This window comes from Streptomyces sp. NPDC046465, assembly GCF_040646035.1.
Classification (GTDB): domain Bacteria; phylum Actinomycetota; class Actinomycetes; order Streptomycetales; family Streptomycetaceae; genus Streptomyces.
In genome coordinates this window covers 99642-118571 of sequence record NZ_JBEYZK010000024.1, presented here as the reverse complement: position 1 = coordinate 118571, position 18930 = coordinate 99642, and the positions used below count along the sequence as shown (strand labels likewise).

Sequence of the window (18930 nt, the reverse complement as noted above, 5' to 3'; positions counted from 1 at the left end):
GCACAGCCGCGCGAAGCCCGGGAGGCGCCCCGGCGCCGAGCGGCGCGAGGGTGGCACGAAGAAGAGGTCATGGTCGCGACGATCGCGGGACACCGACCCCCGGCGGTCGCACGGCGCGGACTGGCCTGAGGCCCGCCCTCGGCCGGACGGAGTCCGGCACAGCCGCGCGAAGCCCGGGAGGCGCCCCGGCGCCGAGCGGCGCGAGGGTGGCACGAAGAAGAGGTCATGGTCGCGACGATCGCGGGACACCGGCCCCCGGCGGTCGCCCGCCGGGGGCTCGCCTAGAACTCCCCGAATCGCCGGGGGCTCGCCTAGGACTCCCGGAAAGAAGTCCTTCCCCGAAGGGGAGTCCTACTTCCCGACTTCCTTCGTCACCAGGGAGATGGCCTCCTCGACGTCGTCCGTGACGTGGAAGAGGAGCAGGTCGGCCTCGGATGCCTTGCCCTGGGCGATGACCGTGTTCTTCAGCCAGTCGATCAGGCCACCCCAGTACGCCGAGCCGAACAGCACGATGGGGAACCGCGTGACCTTGCGGGTCTGCACGAGGGTGAGCGCTTCGAAGAGCTCGTCCAGGGTGCCGAGGCCGCCGGGCAGGACCACGAAGCCCTGCGCGTACTTCACGAACATCGTCTTGCGGACGAAGAAGTAGCGGAAGTTGACGCCGATGTCGACGTAGGGGTTGAGGCCCTGCTCGAAGGGCAGCTCGATGCCGAGGCCAACGGAGGTGCCCTTCGCCTCGACGGCGCCCTGGTTGGCGGCCTGCATCGCGCCGGGGCCGCCGCCCGTGATCACCGCGAAGCCCGCCTCCACGAGCGCCTTGCCGATCTCGACGCCCGCCGCGTACTCCGGCGACCCCTCCCCCGTGCGCGCCGAGCCGAACACGCTGATCGCGGGCGGGAGTTCCGCGAGGGTGCCGAAGCCCTCGATGAACTCGGACTGGATGCGCAGGACTCTCCAGGGGTCCGTGTGCACCCACTCCGAAGGGCCGTCGGAGTCGAGGAGACGCTGATCGGTGGTACCGGGCTGCACCTTGTCCCGCCGTCGAAGGACCGGGCCGAGCCGCTGCTCCTCGGGACCTTTGCCGGCAGCGCGGGCAGCACCGTCGTCGGGTTGGCTCATCGTCTGCTCCCTCCATGCGTACGTGACTGACAGCGTAGATCTACGCGGGTTACGGCAGAGGGATCTCGGGATGTCCGGTACCGGGAGGCCCGCGGCTACGCCGTCAGCCAGGCCCGCAGCTTCTCCTCCGCCACCGGGATCAGCGACGCCTCGACCCGCTCGTCGATCTTGTGCGCGAGCAGCGGGTTGCCGGGGCTGTAGTTCACCGCGGGCACGCCGAGGGCGCTGAACCGGGAGACGTCCGTCCAGCCGAACTTGGGGCGCGCCTCGCCGCCGACGGCCGCCATGAACGCGGCGGCGGCCGGGTGGGTGAGGCCGGGGCGGGCCGCGCCCGTGTGGTCGTCGACGATGAACTCGTCGACGCCGCAGTCCGCGAAGTACTCGCGTACGAAGGCGAGTGCCTCCTCCTCGCTGCGGTCGGGGGCGTAGCGGAAGTTGACGGTGACGGTGCACTCGTCGGGGATGACGTTGGTGGCGACGCCGCCCTCGATGCGGACGGCGTTGAGGCCCTCGTGGAACTCCAGGCCCTCCACCACCGGCTTGCGGGGCTCGTAGGCGGCGAGCCTCTGAAGGATCGGGGTGGCCGCGTGGATGGCGTTGGAGCCCATCCACGCGCGCGCGGAGTGCGCCCGTACGCCCTTGGTCCTCAGCAGGACGCGCAGGGTGCCCTGGCAGCCGCCCTCGACCTGGCCGTCGGTCGGTTCGAGGAGGACCGCGAAGTCGCCCGCCAGCCAGTCCGGATGGGCGTCGGCGACGTGGCCGAGGCCGTTCAGGTGCGCGGCCACCTCTTCGTTGTCGTAGAAGACGAAGGTGAGGTCGCGGTTGGGCTCGGTCACCGTCTGCGCGATGCGCAGCTGGACGGCGACGCCGGACTTCATGTCGCAGGTGCCGCAGCCCCACAGGACGCCGTCCTCGTCGAGCCGGGAGGGCACGTTGTCCGCGATCGGCACCGTGTCGATGTGTCCGGCGAGGATGATCCGCTCCGCGCGGCCGAGGTCCGTGCGGGCCACGACGTTGTTGCCGTGCCGGTCGACCGTGAGGTGCGGCAGAGCGCGCAGGGCCGTCTCGATGGCGTCGGCGAGCGCCTTCTCCTCGCCGCTCGGGGACGGGAAGTCGACCAGGCGCGCGGTCAGCTCCGCGGCGTCGAGCGTGAGGTCAAGCGGTGTGTGAGGCATGCGGACGACTCTATGACCCGTGCCGGAAGTCCCGTCTTTGGGTGGCGGGCAGGACAGCCGACCACTACAGGAGTACGGGACGTCACTCGATCGGGGTGCGCCGGACACCGTGGGACGACACCGCGTACGCCTTTCCGTACCCCTCCCGCACAGACCCCGAAACCCTTGGGATCTCCGGGGATTTACGATTCCTCGGGCAATCGGCCCCCTGACCCTTTGCCCGCCTTTATCCGCAGCCGATTATGCGACGCATTGCCAACTCTTTACGTTGACGCACCGCAACCTTCGCGGCCTTCGAGCGGTAGTCACTGCGTCCGATCGCCGGAAGCCGTCCGGCGGGATGCCGGAGCCGATCCGGCCGGACACCCCAAAGTTCTCTCCCGTCTGAAGGAGCATCATGTCCCTCCCCCTGACCCGCCGGATCGCCCGTGCCGCGCTGCTCAGCGCAGCGGGTGCAGCTTCCGTGGTCGGTGCGGCCGGCTCCGCGAGCGCCGCCGACCTGCCGGCCGGCCCCGACCTGGGCGGAGTGAGCACCCTGGACGGCGCGGGCCTCGGTGACGCCGTCGACGGTGCGGCTCAGAACGTCACCAACCTCGCCGGTGAGACCGGCAGCAAGGCCGTGAAGCAGACGGTGCCCGCGGCCGGCAAGGCCGTCGGCAGGGCCGGCAAGACGGCGACCCCCGCCGCCCAGCAGGCCGCCGGTGACGTCGCGGGCAGCGCGGGCAAGACCCTCGGCGACACCGCCGACACCGCCACGAAGGGCGGTCTGCCCACCGACTCGCTGACCAAGGGTGGCCTGCCGGCCGGCGAGCTGCCGGTGAAGAGCCTGCCGCTCGGCTGATCGTCCCCGCCACGCACGAAGGGCCCGGAGCCAGTGGCTCCGGGCCCTTCGCATGCTCACGGGCGGATCACGCCAGGCGCTCGACCGCCGCCGCGACCCGTTCGTCCGTCGCCGTCAGCGCGACCCGTACGAAGCGGTCGCCCGCCGGGCCGTAGAAGTCGCCGGGGGCCACCAGGATGCCGAGGTCCGCGAGGTGCCCGACGGTGTCCCAGCAGGACTCGTCGCGGGAGGCCCACAGGTACAGGCTCGCCTCGCTGTGCTCGATCCGGAAGCCGTGCTTCAGGAGCGCGTCGCGCAGGGCCGTGCGCCGGGCCGCGTACCGCTCGCGCTGCTCGCGCACGTGCTGGTCGTCGCCGAGCGCCGCCACGACGGCCGCCTGGGTCGGGGCGGAGGTCATCATGCCGCCGTGCTTGCGGATCTGCAGCAGCTCCCCGAGCACGGCCGCGTCACCGGCGAGGAACGCCGCGCGGTAGCCCGCCAGGTTGGACCGCTTGGAGAGCGAGTGAACGGCCACGATCCCGTCGTAGGAGCCGCCGCACACGTCCGGGTGGAGGACCGAGACCGGCTCCGCCTCCCAGCCGAGCTCCAGGTAGCACTCGTCGCTGACGAGCAGCACGCCGTGCTCGCGGGCCCAGGCGACGGTGCGGGTCAGCTCGTCCTTGGACAGGACCCGCCCGGTCGGGTTCGAGGGCGAGTTGAGCCAGAGGAGCCTCAGGCGAGTCGGGTCGAGTTCGGTCGGGTCGTCGTACGAGACGTACTCGGCACGGGCCAGGCGCGCGCCCACCTCGTACGTCGGGTAGGCCAGGCGCGGGTAGGCGACCACGTCGCCCGGACCGAGGCCCAGCTGGGTCGGGAGCCAGGCCACCAGTTCCTTGGAGCCCACGATCGGCAGCACGTTGCGGTGCGTGATCTCGCGCGCGCCGAGGCGCCGCTCGCACCAGCCGGTGATCGCGTCGCGCAGCTCGGGCGTGCCCCAGACCGTCGGATAGCCCGGCGAGTCCGCCGCCGCGATCAGCGCTTTCTGGATCAGCTCGGGCACCGGGTCGACCGGGGTGCCCACGGACAGGTCGACGATGCCGCCGGGGTGGGCGGCCGCCGTGGCCTTGTACGGCTCGAGCTTGTCCCAGGGAAAGGTGGGAAGCCGGTCGGAGACTACGGACACGTGGTGACTCCCGTACTGGTACTGGTGGTGACAAACGCCTCGGTCCCGTGCGGCGGGATGCCGTACGGGACCGGGGCGACGCGCGGGCTGCCGTTACTGGTTCTGCGGCGGCAGGGCGGCGATGAAGGCGTGGTCGCGCTCGATCAGACCGAGCTTGCTCGCGCCACCGGGCGAACCGAGCTCGTCGAAGAACTCGACGTTCGCCTTGTAGTAGTCCTTCCACTCCTCAGGAGTGTCGTCCTCGTAGAAGATCGCCTCGACCGGGCAGACCGGTTCGCAGGCTCCGCAGTCGACGCATTCGTCCGGGTGGATGTACAAGGACCGGGAGCCCTCGTAAATGCAGTCGACCGGGCACTCCTCGATGCACGCCTTGTCCTTGACGTCGACACAAGGCTGCGCGATGACGTAGGTCACGCTGTCGTTCCTCCTCGATACGGGCGTTGGCGGGCCGTCCTCAGGCTCCGCTCGCCTGGCGCGCGGGAGCGCGGCGTCGTCGATGCCCACCCCTAGTATCTCCGTTCCCAGGCATGATCCGAACAGGAGGGGCTCCCAGAGCTGTGGAATTCACCGCCGGCGGACGGCTCGAGGTCCGCATCACCCCTGCTGACGTGGGCAAACGAGTCTCTGTCCGGCGCTTGAGCGACGCTTTGGCGCCGGGGGAGAAGTTCACCGACACGGTGGGCGTTCTCGCATCGTGGAACGACGGTGTAATGCTCATCACACGACGGAACGGCGAGAGCGTCCGGATTCCGGAGAGCTCCCTGGTCGCGGGCAAGGTCGTGCCGGCCGCGCCCGCCCGCAGGCGCGGACCCGCCGCCTCCTACGAGGAGCTGGCCCGGGTGTCCGCGCGGGCCTGGCAGCCCGTGGAGAGCGAGCGGCTCGGCGAGTGGGAGCTGCGGGCGGCCGCCGGGTTCACGCGGCGCGCCAACTCCGTGCTGCCGCTCGGCGACCCCGGACGGCCGCTGGACGAGGCGCTCTCGTCCGTACGCGAGTGGTACGCGGCCCGCGGGCTGCCCCCGTACGTCCAGACCGCGACCGGCGCCGAGGGCACGCAGGAACTGCTCTGCGCCGGCTTGGCGGAGCGCGGCTGGGCGCGCGAGGTGAGCGCGGAGCTCCACATCGGGGGGCTCGCCGCGCTCGGGGACCTGGCCGCGGACGTGGACCGGGTGGAGCTGTCCCGTTCCCCCGACGACGGGTGGCTGCGGCGGTACCAGCGTTTCGGGGTACCCGGACCGCATGTGTTCAAGGTGCTGGCGAGCGGGCCGTCGGTATGGTTCGCTTCCGTGCCCGGGAGCGGTGACGCCCCGGCCGCGATCGGGCGGTGCGTGGTGGACGGTCGCTGGGCGGGGTTCATGGCGGTCGAGGTGGACCCGGCGCACCGGCGCCAGGGGCTCGCCACCGCGGTGATGGCCGCGCTGTCCCGGCAGGCCCTGGCCGAGGGCGCGTCGGCGGCCTGGCTGCAGGTCGAGGCCGACAACGACGGCGCGCGATCGCTGTACGGCGGGATGGGTTTCACCGCGCATCACGCCTATCACCACTACCGGTACGGCCCCGCCTGAGCGGGCGCGGCGGCCCGACAGAGCACCGCGGACCCGACAGCGCACGGCAGACCGAACCAGCACGGCAGACCGAACGAGCACGGCAGACCGAACGAGCACGGCAGAGCACGGCAGAGCAGAGCACGGCACGGAGAGAGCGCCCGGCGAGGGCAGACACGAGGCACGTATGCACGCGGAGTCCGGCGAATGGCGACGGCGGTTCGCCGAAGAGGCGCGGTCGGAACGGCCCGGTCTCGCGCCGCTGTGCCTGCTGATCGGCGCCGAGGCGGACCCCTCGCTCGACGAGGACGGCATCGACGCCGCCGAGATCGAACTCGACCGGCTCGCGGGCCTGCTGCCCTTCCGGCCCGGCGGACCGCGCGCGTGGGCCCTGGCGATGGCCGAACTCCTCGGTGAACAGTGCGGGTTCGAGGGGACGCCGGGCGATTACCAGCGGCTGGACTCCTCGCTCCTGCACCAGGTCCTGCGCCGCCGCAGAGGCCTGCCCATCCTGCTCTCCGTCGTCTGGATGGAAGTGGCCCGGCGCGCGGGCGCCCCCGTCTACGGCGTGGCGCTGCCCGGACACTTCGTCGTCGGCTTCGGCCCCCGCGACGAGCAGGTGCTCGCCGACCCCTTCGACGGCGGCCGCCTCCTCACCGGCGCCGACGCGGAGCTCCTGGTCGCCGGGACGGCGGGCACGGGCATCCAGCCGTCGATGCTGACGCCCGCCGATCCGCTCAACATCGTGCAGCGCATCCTCAACAACATCCGCGCCTGGGCCGCCGCGCGCCCCGAGCGTTCCGAGGTCGCGCTGTGCGCCCTCGAACTCTCGCTCCTGCTGCCCGCCCATCCGGCCCGCCTGCGCTACGAGAGGGCCCAACTCCTCGTACAGCGAGGGGACTTCCTCGGCGGCGCGAAGGAGCTCGACGCGTACGCGGATGTCGTGTCGACGGTCGAGCCGACCACGGCGGACCGCGTACGCGAGCAGGCGCGGGCCGCGCGGGCGATGCTGAACTGACGGCGCCGCGGCCGGGCGCGCCAGGCCCCGGCGACGTATCGATCGGCGCGACCGGGCACCACGGACGTATGCACCCCCTACCCCCCGGAACCACCGAGCGGCGGCGGCTGTTCGCCGCCGAGGCCGGGTCCTCGCGGCCCGACCTGGCGCTCCTGTGCCTGCTGATCGGCGCCGAGGCGGACCCCTCGCTCGACGGGCCGGGCATCGCGACCACGCGGCGCCTGCTCGACCGGCTCGCGGAGCAGGCCGTACGCGGCCACCGGCACCGGCACACCGACGACCCGCGGTCCTGGGCCGCCGTCCTCGCCGAACTCCTGGGCGAACGCTGCGGGTTCAGGGGCAGACCGGGCGACTACCAGCGCCTGGACTCCGCACTCCTGCACCAGGTCCTGCGCCGCCGCAGAGGCCTGCCCATCCTGCTCTCCGTCGTCTGGATGGAAGTGGCCCGGCGCGCGGGCGCCCCCGTCCACGGGGTGGCGCTGCCCGGACACTTCGTCGTCGGCTTCGGCCCCCGCGACGAGCAGGTGCTCGCCGACCCCTTCGGCGGCGGCAGGATCCTCGCCCGCGCGGACGTCGAGCTCCTCGTCGCGGCAGCCACAGGTGGCCCGTTGGCGGCTTCGATGCTCTGCCCCGCGGGCCCGCTGGACGTCGTGGGGCGCATCCTCGACACCATCCGCGCCTGGGCCGCCGCACGCCCCGAACGCACCGACGTCGCGCTCTGGGCCGTCGAACTCGCCCTGCTCCTCCCGGCACCGCCGCCCCGCCTGCACTACGAGCGCGCCCAACTCCTCGTACAGCGAGGGGACTTCGCCATTGGCGCCCGCGCGCTCGACTCCTACGCCGATGACATCGCCCGCCGTGACCCGGCGACGGCCGACCGTGCCCGGTGGCAGGCGGCCGGGGCGCGGGCGATGCTGAACTGAGAGCCTGTGGCGCGGGCCCGCCGGTGCGCGTCAGAGCCAGCCCTTGTCCCTGGCCGTCCTGACCGCCTCGGCGCGGTTGCGGACCGCGAGCTTCTGGATCGCCGTCGAGAGGTAGTTGCGGACCGTGCCCTGGGAGAGGTGCAGGGCCGTGGCGAGCTCCGCGTTGGTGGCGCCGTCGGCCGCCGCGCGCAGCACCTCGCGCTCGCGGTCGGTCAGCGGGTTCGCGCCCCCCGCGAGGGCCGCCGCCGCCAGCGTGGGGTCGATGACGCGCTCCCCCGCGAGCACCTTGCGCACCGCGGCGGCGAGCTGGGCCGCCGGGGCGTCCTTGACCAGGAACGCGTCGGCGCCTGCCTCCATGGCGCTGCGCAGATAGCCGGGGCGGCCGAACGTGGTGAGTACGACGATCTTCAACTCCGGGAAGACGGCGTGCAGTTCACCGGCCGCCTCGATGCCCGTCAGGCCGGGCATCTCGATGTCGAGCAGCGCCACGTCCACGGCGCGCTCACGTGCCGCCGCGAGCACCTCGTCGCCGCGGGACACCTGGGCGACGACCTCGATGTCCGGCTCCAGGCCGAGCAGCGCCGCGAGGGCCTCACGGACCATCGCCTGGTCCTCGGCCAGCAGAATCCTGATCATGAGAGGGATCCTACGGCGGCCTTCGCCAGCGGTACGCGGGCCGCCAGGCGGAAGCCGCGGCGGACCCCCGGCCCCGTCTCCAGGACCCCGCCTACCGCCTCCACGCGCTCCGCGAGGCCCGTCAGGCCGTTGCCCGCGGCGGCGCCGGAGCCGCCCGCCCCGTCGTCCTCCACGGTGAGTTCGAGGAGCGGTCCCGCGAGCGTCTGGCGCGCCGTGAACGCCACCGTGCAGCGCCGCGCCCCGCTGTGCCGTACGGCATTGGTCACGGCCTCCCGCAGCGCCCAGGCCAGCGCCGCCTCCGCCTCCTCGCCCGGCAGTTCGGCGGGCGGCTCCAGCGGGACGTCGGCGTCCATGCCCGCGGCGGTGAGAGCGGTGCGCGCGCCCGCGAGCTCGCCCGCCAGGGTGCGCCGCCGGTAGCCGGAGACCGCCTCCCGGACGTCCACCAGGGCCTGGCGGCTGACCTGTTCGATGTCGGCGACCTGCTGGGCGGCCTTGTCGGGGTCGGTGGGGAGCATCCGCCCGGCGAGCTCGCTCTTGAGCGTGATCAGGGAGAGCGAGTGGCCGAGCAGGTCGTGCAGGTCCCTGGCGAGCCGCAGCCGCTCCTCGTTGGCGGCGAGCTGGGCGACGGTGGCGCGGGCCTGCCGCAGCTGGACCGTCGTACGGATCAACTCGCGTACGCCGGACATCGCGAAGCCCACCAGGAGGGTGATCACGCCGAGGTTGGTGATCAGGTTGCCGAGGCCGTCGTCCCGCAGGCCGACCACGATCATCAGCAGGGTGACCGCGGGGATCACGCCGAGCGAGTACCGGATCGGCAGGACGGCGCCCGCCGAGACCGATACGTACACGAAGAGTCCGAGCCAGTGGTCGCCGAAGCTGAAGGCGAGGAGCGCGGCGAGGACGACCAGGACCGCGAAGGAGGCGATGACGTTGGCCCACCGCAGGATCTTGGTGGTGTAGCGGAAGACGAGGGTCAGATAGCAGGCCACGAAGACCGCGAGGCCGATCGAGCCGAGGACCGTGGCGAGTGCCGTGTGACGGCCGTCCGCCAAGTCCTTGACCGGGGCACTCAGGAACACCAGCCAGACACCGATCCAGACCGCCTTCGTCAGGCACTGACGGCGGCCTTGGGGCGGTCGCCCGAAGGTGTACACGGGGTGCAGCTCATTGTTCTCAGCGTCTGTCTTGCTCTTCTCAGCGTCTGTCTTGCTCACGCCTTCAGTGTGTCCTTCCGGTACAGCCACGCCGCGCCGCCCGCGAAGAGAAGGAAGTAGGCGGCCAGAAGGATGACGTCCTTCGCGTGCGGCGCCTCGCCGAGTTCGATGGCCTGCCCGAGGGCAGCGTACGCGTGGGTGGGCAGCCAGGACGCGGTCTCCCGCAGCCAGTGCGGGAACGTCGTCACGGGCATCCACAGACCGCCGAGGATGGAGAGCCCGAAGTAGATGATCATCGTGATCGGGCGTACGGCGTCACCGGTCGCGAGGTAGCCGATGGCCACGCCGAGCGCGGCGAAGCAGAGGCTGCCCGCCCAGATCGCGCCGGTCAGCGCCAGCCACTGCCAGGCGTCGAAGCGGACGTCCTTGAAGATGCCCGCGACGGCGAAGACCACGACGATGGACGGCAGGCTCACCACGGCCGCGCTGGCGGTCTTCGCGAGGACATAGCCACGTCCGGGCAGTGCCGTCAGGCGCAACTGCCGTACCCAGCCGCTCTCGCGCTCCTTGGCGATGCGCTCGCTGTTGCCCATGAGGACGGCGGTCAGTGCGCCGAAGGATGCCATCGAGACCATCATGAACGCGGGGACGGACAGGCCCGTTTCGGGAACCTTGTCTGAACCGTCCTGACTGCCCGCGATGATCACGAAGAGCATCGAGGGGTAGATGACGGAGAAGAACAGGAATTTGCGGTTGCGCAGGGAGCGGGTGATCTCGAGCTTGATGAGACTCCGCGAGGCGAAGGCGTTCGTCATCGGGTCCTGGCCTCCTCGGCCTCGGTGATCGCCACGAAGGCCTGCTCGAGTCCGAGCCCGGCGACTTCGAGGTTGCGGGGGTAGAGGCCGAGCCCGTACAGCGCGTGCACGGTGGCGTCGGCGTCCGTCGACTGGAGGCGGACCGTGTGGCCCGAGACGTCCAGCGTGGTGAGGTGCGGCAGGGCGCGGAGCCGCTCGGCGAGGGCGACGCCGATGCCGGTGCCGGTGCCGGTGCCGGTGCCGGTGCCGGTGCCGGTGCCGGTGCCGGTGCCGGTGCCGGTGCCGGGGGCACTGTCCGTGCCCTCGTCCGGCAGGTCGAAGGCGACCTTGCGGGCGCCCGCCTTGGCCTTGATCTCGGCGGCGGTGCCGTCCGCGAGGAGGCGGCCGCGGTGCAGGACCAGGACACGGTCGGCGATCGCGTCGGCCTCCTCCAGGTAGTGCGTGGCGAACAGGACCGCGCGGCCCTGGTCCGCCTGCTCCCGCATGGTGGCCCAGAACGCCTGGCGGGCGGTGACGTCCATGCCGGTGGTCGGCTCGTCGAGCACGATCAGGTCATTGGCGCCCGCTGTGGCGAGCGCGAAGCGGACGCGCTGCTCCTGGCCGCCGGAGAGCTTGTCGACCTTGCGCTCCGCGATCTGGGTGATGCCCGCGTGGGCGAGCACGTCGTTCACGCGGTGCGGCCGCGGGTGCAGGTCGCAGGCGAGCGTCACCAGTTCGCGCACGGTGACCTCGCCCATCAGGCCGCCGCTCTGCAGCATGGCGCCGACCCGGCCCGCGGTGATCGCCTCGCGGGGTGCCGCACCGAAGACCCGTACCGTGCCGCTGTCCGGGCGTTTGAGGCCGAGCAGCAGGTCGAGGGTGGAGGACTTGCCCGCGCCGTTCGGGCCGAGGAGCGCCACCGTCTCGCCCGGGTGGAGGTCGAGGGTCAGACCGTCGACGGCACGGACCTCGCCGTAGTTCTTGGTCACCTGCTCGAAGCTCACGGCGGTCGTGGTGGCCGCGACGGCGGGCGGTGATGTGGTCGTCGTCATGTCCACCATCGTCACAAAACCGCAGGTGGCGGCGGCAGTGCCGGATGTGGTGTCTCCGGGATGACAGATGTCATGCCGGATGGTGTGCAAAAGGCCGGACGGTTCACCCGGGGGCCACCCGGGCGAGACCGTCCGGCCTCCGTACGCGTATCAGGGTCAGCCGGCGTTCGTCTCGATCACGCCGATCCGCTCCGCCGGTGTCTTGCCGATCAGCGCTTTGCCCATCGCCTGGGCGACGTCCGTCGGCTTGACGGGCGTCTTGGAGCCGTTGCCGCGCTGGATCAGGATGCCGTCGAAGACGTTGCCGTACAGCTTCTGGAGCTCCTCCAGGTTGTAGTGCACCTGGAGGGTTCCGTTCGCGAGCGGCCGTGTCTCAAGGATCTTCGGCAGTGACTTCGACGGGCCGAACGGGATCGACCTGGCGCCCGCCTTGATCGTGACGTTGGCGGACATGGCGGGCTTCGCGAAGGTCGTCATGAACTTGTCGACCTCGGCCTTGGCGATCTGCGGCTTGCGGGTGGTGACCGGCACCTGGACCGCGCCCGCGCCGCCCGTCTGGACCTGCTTCTTGTACGCCTCGGCGACCGCCGTGGTCGACGCCTGGGGGTCGATCCCCTTGCCGACCTTGCCGTAGACCGGAACGGCCTTGCCGGGCAGGAACTCGACCGTGCCCTCCTTCGCCGTGCCCGAGCCGCCCGCGGCACGCTCCAGGGCGGCCGCCAGCTTCTCCTCGTCGACGGGCATGACGGGCTCGACGACGCGCTGGCCGCCGAAGAGCGAACCGACCACGGACACCGGGTTGTAGTCGCTGCCCGCGGCCTCGCGGACGGTGGCCTGGCTGTCGAGGGTCAGGCCCGCCTGGTCCGGCTTGAGCGTGACCGGCGTGCCGTCCACCGACAGCTTCAGGGGCTTGGTGACGCGCGCGCCGAGGGCGTCGTCGAGCTTCTTGACGGCCTCGTCGCGGGTGCCGCCGCCGATGTCGACGCCGAGCACGGTGGTGCCCTTCGGCACGTCCGCGTGGTTCATCAACAGGCCCGCGCCGTACGCGCCGCAGCCCACGACGACCACGGCGACCGCGAGGAGGACCAGCTTGTTGCGGCCCTTCTTCTTCTTTTTCGGCGCGGGGGCGGCGGGCGGCACGTCCGAACGCACCGGCTCGGGCAGCTTCGGCGGGGTGTGCGACACCGGCCCGTCGCCCTGCGGCCCTGCCGGGAACGGCGAGTTGTCGTGTACGGGCGGCACGACGGGGATACCGCTGGTGAGGGTCTCACCGGAGACGTTGCCACCGGGCGCGGAGCCACCGGGAGCGCCGGGCACGCCGGAAACGCCGGGCGGCGGGCCGGACTTCTGCGGCGTGAGGATCGCGGTGTCGTCGCTCATGGCCGCGCCGGGGCGGGGCGGCCGCCCCGCGGGGCCACCGGGGGCCGGGGGCCGGGGGCCGGAGCCGGGCGGGCCCACGGAGCTGTCACCGGTGACCGGGCCGCCGGTCGGGCCAGTGGGGGTCCGGGAGTCCCCGGAGCCACCCGAAGGCGCACCAGCACCAGCACCCGCGCCCGCGGAGAAGTACGGCAGATCGCCGCGCTGCGGGTCGCCGCCCTGCGGAGCACCCGTACCGAGCGGAGCACCCGTACCGAGGGGACCCGACGCCACGGCGCCGGACACGTCGAAGGAGCCGGTACCGGAACCGCCTGACGTACCGGACCCGCCGGAAGAACCGGCCCCGGCGGGCTTGCGCGGTGCGAACCAGTCGCTCGTCTTGTCCTCGGCCGCCGCGGAGGCCGCCGTACCGCCGTCACCCGGTCCGGCACCGCCGCCGGCCCCGGGGGCGAGGGGGGTACCGGCGCCCAGCGAACCGCCCGCGTAGCCCGCTCCGGGAGCGCCCGGCAGGCCACCGTCACGGCTGTCGCCACCGTCACGCCGGTCGTCGACGTCCGCGTTCGCGAAGTCGCCACGCGCGCCGTCATCGGCGACGGGCGTGCGCATGACGACCGGCGGGATGGGCCGCGAACCGGGGATGTTGATCCGGATGCGGGTGGTCAGCGTGGTCTGGGTCTCGGGCTCGTCGGGCCGCTCGTCGGCAGCCTGCCGCCGCACACCGTCCTGGCCGCCGTCGGCGGCGGCACCCTGGGCCGGGGAGCCGTAGGGCGGCGTCCCCGAGGGGTATGCGGCTCCACCGCGCCCCTGGGGGCCGGAGGACGAACTGTCAGTTTCACGACTCAAGGCAGGTTCTCCTGGTTGACTCCGCCGCCCGTCTCGACCTCATCCGGGGTCCCCCCGGCCGGAGGTTGGGGAGGCTCGGCGGCCGCACCACCATACTGGCCGCCGTCGGCACTCATCCTGTGACCGGCGTCAAACCCGTGCGGGACACGGGTCGAAGTGGTACGTCACTTGCCAAGTCGGGCGGCGGGACCGCTCGGTTGCGGCCCCTGCCCGAGCGTGGCGCACATCACAGCAACGGCCATTCCGCCGAGCAGGAAGCCGTACGAGCCGAGACCCGCGCCGAAGAGGAAGTCGCCCTCGGGTCTGGTCGCGGTGAGCAGCATGACGGCCACCAGCCAGCCCGCGGCGGGCGCGACGGCCCCCGCTCTGGTGCCGGTCGCCCGCGACCCGCCGTAGAAGAGTCCCGCGGCGCCGAGGAGCGCGAGCAGCAACCCGGCGGGGAAGAAGCCGTCTTGGACGAGCGCGCCCGCGACGCCGACGACGGCGCCGAGCACGAAGAGCCCGACATACGCGGCAAGTCGCCCCGGTCTCAGGGGCTGTGCGAGGAAGCTCCCCGCGGGCGCGGCGGCCCCCGCACCGGACGCCGGGACGGCACCCGGCCCCGGGGCGGCGGGCTTCTTGGGGGCGCCGGAACCGGCCCCCGACGACGCACGGGATCGCGTACTCACAGCGCGGTCACCTCAGCCACATCCGTCACCCTTTCGAGACCCGCGAAAAGATCCGTCTCGCGAGCCGTTCCCTCCGTGGAGGCTGTGGGGACTTCTCCCCGCACCAGCTCGTAGTACTCCACATCGAAAATCGGCTGCGCGAGCTCGTTCGAGAGGATGAAGAGCGGGCCGCTCACCGTGATCTGGGTGGCGTGGGCCGCCATCGCCGCGGCCTTGGCCGCCTGGTGGGGGCGGCCGTCGATCTCCGTGGTGATCCGCTCGTCGTCCGTGACGCCCGGCACGTCGGCGACGACGGCGGGCACGGCGAACGGCGAGTGCCGCAGCGCCCCCGACATCCACCGGAAGCGCTCCTCGACCACGGACCGCGGGGCGCGGTTCCAGTAGATCTTGGCGATGGTGTGGGGGTCGCCGAGGTCGGCGCGGAAGGCGGGCTCGGAGGCGAGCTCGGCGGCGCGCATGGCGACGCGGTGCGCCTGGATGTGGTCGGGGTGGCCGTACCCCCCGTCGGGGTCGTACGTGACGAGGACCTGGGGGCGCACCTCGCGGATCACCTCGACGAGGTGCGCGGCAGCCTCGTCGAGGTCGGCCGACCAGAAGGCGCCGGGGCGGTGGTTCTGCTCGACGCCCATCATTCCGGAGTCGCGGTAGCGCCCGGTGCCGCCGAGGAAGCGGTGGTCGGTGACGCCGAGGGCCTTCATGGCGGCGGCCAGCTCCCCGATGCGCTGGGCGCCCAGGGAGTCCTCCCGGTCGGCGGTGAGATGGGCGAGGTCGGCCGGGATGACCTCACCCTCCTCGCCCAGCGTGCAGGTCACCAAGGTGACATGGGCGCCTTCGGCCGCGTACTTGGCCATGGTCGCGCCGGTGGTGATCGACTCGTCGTCGGGGTGCGCGTGCACGAGCAGCAGGCGCCGGGCGGGCAGTTCCGTCATGGGACCACCCTACGAGCCCCCGGCTCAGAACTTGATGTCGCCGATCATCCCCGCCACGTTGGTCGTCAGCTCGTTGATGGTCGGCGCGACGGACGAGCTCGCGAGGTAGAAGCCGAGCAGCGTACAGACGACCGCATGCCCCGCTTTCAGACCTGACTTCTTGACCAACAGGAAGACGATGATCGCCAGCAGCACCACCGCCGAAATCGAGAGTGCCACGGCGGTCACCTCCAAGTCGTTGCCGTAACCCAGTGCGGACGCCAGCAGGTACATACCCACCAAGCGCTACGGATCATAACTATCCGTGTGGACGCATGAGTCGGAGCACGGCAGCACAGGGGGGCGCATGCGCCATAGGCTCGGGGGATGACCACCGAGATCCCCGGAATTCCCAGGCCTGACGAGAGCCCGGCACAGCGGCTCTCCTTCCCGCGTCAGCACGCCCGCACCCAGCGTTTCACCCTCGGCGCGCCGCGCGCGTTCACGGTGGCGCCGGACGGTTCGCGCGTCGCGTTTCTCCGTTCGTCCTCTAGTACCGATCGAGCCAACCGGCTCTGGGTTCTCGACGTGTCGGACGGTTCCGCCGAGCGCGAGGTGGCCGATCCGCACCTGCTGCTCGGCGGCGCGGCCGAGCAGTTGTCCGCCGAGGAGCGCGCGCGGCGCGAGCGCAGCCGTGAGGGCGGCGCGGGCATCGTGGGCTATGCGACGGACGCGGCGGTGGAGCTGGCGGCGTTCGCCCTGTCGGGCCGCCTCTTCACGGCGGAGCTGCGGGCGGGCACGGCGCGCGAACTGCCGGTGCCGGGGCCGGTGATCGACCCGCGTCCCTCACCGGACGGGCGGCACGTCGCGTACGTCGCGCGGGGCGCGCTGCGCGTGACCGGGGCCGACGGCACGGGCGACCGGGCCCTCGCGGAGCCGGAGACGGCCCAGGAGACGGGCCGGGAGGCAGGCCAGGAGGCGGGCCAGGAGGGCACCGTCGCCTACGGCCTCGCGGAGTTCATCGCGGCCGAGGAGATGGCCCGTGCACGGGGCTTCTGGTGGTCGCCCGACTCCACCCGGCTGCTCGTCGCCCGGGTGGACGACGCCCCGGTGCAGCGGTGGTGGATCGCGGACCCGGCGAACCCCGATCGCAAGCCCGAGCAGATCGCGTATCCGGCCGCGGGCACACCCAACGCGGACGTACGCCTCTTCGTGCTCGGTCTGGACGGCTCGCGCACCGAGGTGGCCTGGGACCGCGCGCGCTTCCCCTATCTCGCGCGGGTGCACTGGTCGGCGGACGGCGCGCCGCTGCTGCTCGTGCAGTCCCGCGACCAGGGCAGCCAGCTGTACCTCGCGGTGAACCCCGACGACGGATCCACCCGGATGGTGCACGCGGAGGAGGACGCGGACTGGCTGGAACTCTTCCCCGGCGTGCCGTGCTGGTCGCCCAGCGGCAAGATGGTGCGGATCGTGGACGAGGGCGGCGCCCGCGTCCTGGCCTGGGGCGAACGGCCGCTGACCGGGCCGCAGTTGCATGTGCGCGCGGTCCTGGACGTGACCGAGGCGGACGTCCTGATCTCGGCGTCGGCGGGCGAGGCGGCGGCCGACCCGGAGATCGGCGAGATCCATGTGTACCGCGTCAACGAACTGGGCGTGGAGCGCGTCTCGCAGGAGCCGGGGGTGCACTCCGCGGTCCGCGCGGGCGGCCTCACCGTCCTGGTGTCGGCCACGCTCGACCACCCGGGGGCGCAGGTGCGGGTGATGCGCGAAGGCAAACAGGTGGCCGCCGTCGCCTCGCACGCGCAGCGCCCGGGGCTCACTCCGCGCGTGACGCTGACCGAAGGGGGCACGCGGCGGATTCCGTGCGCCGTCCTGCTCCCCACCGATTACAAGGAGACAGACGGCCCCCTTCCGGTACTGCTCGATCCGTACGGCGGTCCGCACGGCCAGCGCGTCCAGCGTGCGCACAACATGTTCCTGACCTCGCAGTGGTTCGCCGACCAGGGCTTCGCGGTGATCGTGGCGGACGGCCGCGGCACCCCCGGCCGCTCCCCCGGCTGGGAGAAGTCGATCAAGAACGACAAGACCCTGACGCTGGAGGACCAGGTCCACGCCCTCCACGCGCTGGCCGAAAGGTTCCCTCTCGATCTGGAGCGGGTGGCGATCCGCGGCTGGTCCTACGGCGGTTATCTGGCCGGGATGGCCGCGCTGCGCCGCCCCGACGTGTTCCACGCGGCGGTGGTCGGCGCCCCGGTGACGGATCTGCGGCTCTACGACACGCACTACGAGGAGCGCTACCTCGGCGACCCGAACCGGACCCCGGAGACGTACCGGCACAACTCCCTGGTCTGGGACGACGGCCTCGTCGAAGCGGCCGAACCGCACCGCCCCATGCTGATCGTGCACGGCCTGGCCGACGACAACGTGGTCGTGGCGCACTCCCTGCGGCTCTCCTCGGCCCTGCTCGCCGCGGGCCGCCCGCACGAGGTCCTGCCGCTGTCCGGCGTCACGCACATGACCCCGCAGGAGCAGGTGGCGGAGAACCTCCTGCTGCTCCAGGTCGACTTCCTGAAGCGGTCCCTGGGCTTGAGCAGGCCCTGACGAAACCCCGTCCCGCCGTTACGGCACGACCTGCTTCTCCTCTGCGAAGTGGCAGGCCGAGTCGTGCGCGGCGGGGCCCTCGTGGTGCCGGAACTCCGCCGGCACGGCGAGCAGGGGCACTTCGAGTGCGCACCGCTCCCGCGCCTTCCAGCAGCGGGTGCGGAAGCGGCAGCCGGAGGGCGGGTTGGCGGGCGAGGGGACGTCGCCGGAGAGGATGATCCGCTCCCGGTGCTCGCGCGCGTCGGGGTCGGGGACGGGGACGGCGGAGAGCAGCGCCTGGGTGTAGGGGTGCGTCGGGTGCTCGTAGATCTCCTCGTCCGAGCCGATCTCGACGATGCGCCCGAGGTACATGACGCCGACCCGGTCGGAGATGTGCCGCACGATCGAGAGGTCGTGGGCGATGAAGACGTAGGAGAGGTCGAACTCGCTCTGCAGCTTGTCCAGGAGGTTGATGACCTGCGCCTGGACGGAGACGTCGAGGGCGGAGACCGGTTCGTCCGCGACGATGATCTCCGGCCGCAGCGCGAGGCCGCGGGCGATGCCGATGCGCTGGCGCTGGCCGCCGGAGAACTGGTGCGGGTAGCGGTTGATGTACTCGGGGTTGAGGCCGACCACGTCGAGGAGGTCCTGGACCTTCTGGCGGCGCGAGCCCTTCGGGGCGACTTCGGGGTGGATCTCGTACGGCTCGCCGATGATGTCCCCGACCGTCATACGGGGGTTAAGGGAGGTGTACGGGTCCTGGAACACCATCTGGATGTTGCGGCGCACCGCCTTGAGCGCGCGCCCCGACAGCTTGGTGATGTCCTCGCCCTTGTAGCGGATTTCGCCCGCGGTCGGCCGTTCCAGGTTGACCAGCATCTTGGCGACCGTCGACTTGCCGCAGCCGGACTCGCCCACGATGCCGAGCGTCTCGCCCCGCGCCAGGTCGAAGTCGACGCCGTCCACCGCCTTGACCGCGCCGACCTGCTTGCGGATGACGATGCCCTGGGTGAGCGGGTAGTGCTTGACCAGGCCGCGGACCGCCAGGATCGGCTCGGCCCCGGACTCCGGTCCGTGGGGCTCCGACCCGTGCGCGGCGAACTCCATCTCGCCCCGCGCCTTGTCCATCAGCTGCCGCGCGG

18 protein-coding genes are annotated in these 18930 nt (G+C 72.2%); 5 read left to right on the top strand and 13 right to left on the bottom strand.

Annotation, left to right across the window (positions count from 1 at the left end):
* Positions 1-351: 351 nt before the first annotated feature.
* Together ABZ953_RS31625 and dapE are read right to left on the bottom strand one after the other, a co-directional pair.
* A complete protein-coding gene (locus ABZ953_RS31625) occupies positions 352-1119 on the bottom strand; it encodes a TIGR00730 family Rossman fold protein (RefSeq protein WP_361731049.1) in 768 nt (255 codons plus the stop codon).
* A gap of 95 nt (positions 1120-1214) precedes the next feature.
* Positions 1215-2294, bottom strand: coding sequence for a succinyl-diaminopimelate desuccinylase (gene dapE / locus ABZ953_RS31620; protein WP_361731046.1), 1080 nt, complete (start codon positions 2292-2294; stop codon positions 1215-1217).
* Positions 2295-2691: 397 nt separating this feature from the next.
* Here dapE and ABZ953_RS31615 point away from each other — a divergent pair, with 397 nt between their 5' ends.
* Positions 2692-3135 (top strand): ATP-binding protein, encoded by a 444-nt coding sequence (locus ABZ953_RS31615; protein ID WP_361731043.1) that lies wholly within the window; start codon positions 2692-2694, stop codon positions 3133-3135.
* A gap of 67 nt (positions 3136-3202) precedes the next feature.
* Here the strand turns inward: ABZ953_RS31615 and ABZ953_RS31610 are convergent, their stop codons facing one another.
* Together ABZ953_RS31610 and fdxA are read right to left on the bottom strand one after the other, a co-directional pair.
* Entirely contained in the window at positions 3203-4297 is a 1095-nt protein-coding gene (locus ABZ953_RS31610) for a bifunctional succinyldiaminopimelate transaminase/glutamate-prephenate aminotransferase (protein ID WP_361731040.1), read from the bottom strand.
* A gap of 93 nt (positions 4298-4390) precedes the next feature.
* Positions 4391-4711 (bottom strand): ferredoxin, encoded by a 321-nt coding sequence (gene fdxA / locus ABZ953_RS31605; protein ID WP_030573070.1) that lies wholly within the window; start codon positions 4709-4711, stop codon positions 4391-4393.
* Between the two features lie 143 nt (positions 4712-4854).
* Here fdxA and ABZ953_RS31600 point away from each other — a divergent pair, with 143 nt between their 5' ends.
* From ABZ953_RS31600 to ABZ953_RS31590, 3 genes are all read left to right on the top strand, one after another.
* Positions 4855-5856, top strand: coding sequence for a GNAT family N-acetyltransferase (locus tag ABZ953_RS31600; protein WP_361731037.1), 1002 nt, complete (start codon positions 4855-4857; stop codon positions 5854-5856).
* Between the two features lie 166 nt (positions 5857-6022).
* Positions 6023-6853: a transglutaminase-like domain-containing protein gene (locus ABZ953_RS31595; protein WP_361731036.1), complete on the top strand. Its 831-nt coding sequence runs from the start codon at positions 6023-6025 to the stop codon at positions 6851-6853.
* 68 nt (positions 6854-6921) lie between these two features.
* Complete coding sequence (locus tag ABZ953_RS31590) at positions 6922-7776, top strand: transglutaminase-like domain-containing protein (protein WP_361731034.1); 855 nt, start codon at positions 6922-6924, stop codon at positions 7774-7776.
* Between the two features lie 30 nt (positions 7777-7806).
* Here ABZ953_RS31590 and ABZ953_RS31585 read toward each other — a convergent pair whose 3' ends face one another.
* The 8 genes from ABZ953_RS31585 to ABZ953_RS31550 form a co-directional block, all read right to left on the bottom strand.
* Positions 7807-8421, bottom strand: coding sequence for a response regulator transcription factor (locus ABZ953_RS31585; protein ID WP_361731097.1), 615 nt, complete (start codon positions 8419-8421; stop codon positions 7807-7809).
* Entirely contained in the window at positions 8409-9566 is a 1158-nt protein-coding gene (locus tag ABZ953_RS31580) for a histidine kinase (protein WP_361731094.1), read from the bottom strand. The genes ABZ953_RS31585 and ABZ953_RS31580 overlap by 13 nt, the downstream gene beginning before the upstream one ends.
* 56 nt (positions 9567-9622) lie before the next feature.
* Positions 9623-10381, bottom strand: coding sequence for an ABC transporter permease (locus tag ABZ953_RS31575; protein ID WP_361731032.1), 759 nt, complete (start codon positions 10379-10381; stop codon positions 9623-9625).
* Entirely contained in the window at positions 10378-11412 is a 1035-nt protein-coding gene (locus tag ABZ953_RS31570; RefSeq protein WP_361731030.1) for an ABC transporter ATP-binding protein, read from the bottom strand. Before ABZ953_RS31570 ends, ABZ953_RS31575 begins: the two co-directional genes overlap by 4 nt.
* Before the next feature lie 156 nt (positions 11413-11568).
* Positions 11569-13632 carry a hypothetical protein gene (locus ABZ953_RS31565; RefSeq protein WP_361731027.1) on the bottom strand — a complete coding sequence of 688 codons (2064 nt, stop codon included), beginning with the start codon at positions 13630-13632 and terminating at the stop codon, positions 11569-11571.
* Between the two features lie 164 nt (positions 13633-13796).
* The gene (locus ABZ953_RS31560) at positions 13797-14165 is read right to left on the bottom strand and encodes a DUF6113 family protein (protein ID WP_361731091.1); all 369 of its coding nucleotides are present in this window, start codon (positions 14163-14165) and stop codon (positions 13797-13799) included.
* A 131-nt stretch (positions 14166-14296) separates the two neighbouring features.
* A complete protein-coding gene (gene mshB / locus ABZ953_RS31555; RefSeq protein WP_361731024.1) occupies positions 14297-15229 on the bottom strand; it encodes an N-acetyl-1-D-myo-inositol-2-amino-2-deoxy-alpha-D-glucopyranoside deacetylase in 933 nt (310 codons plus the stop codon).
* Positions 15230-15253: 24 nt separating this feature from the next.
* On the bottom strand, positions 15254-15448 hold the full coding sequence (locus ABZ953_RS31550) for a hypothetical protein (RefSeq protein ID WP_055569071.1): 195 nt from the start codon (positions 15446-15448) through the stop codon (positions 15254-15256).
* 147 nt (positions 15449-15595) lie between these two features.
* Here ABZ953_RS31550 and ABZ953_RS31545 point away from each other — a divergent pair, with 147 nt between their 5' ends.
* The gene (locus tag ABZ953_RS31545; protein ID WP_361731021.1) at positions 15596-17809 is read left to right on the top strand and encodes an alpha/beta fold hydrolase; all 2214 of its coding nucleotides are present in this window, start codon (positions 15596-15598) and stop codon (positions 17807-17809) included.
* Positions 17810-17827: 18 nt separating this feature from the next.
* Here ABZ953_RS31545 and ABZ953_RS31540 read toward each other — a convergent pair whose 3' ends face one another.
* Complete coding sequence (locus ABZ953_RS31540; RefSeq protein WP_361731088.1) at positions 17828-18895, bottom strand: dipeptide ABC transporter ATP-binding protein; 1068 nt, start codon at positions 18893-18895, stop codon at positions 17828-17830.
* Positions 18896-18930 lie beyond the last annotated feature (35 nt).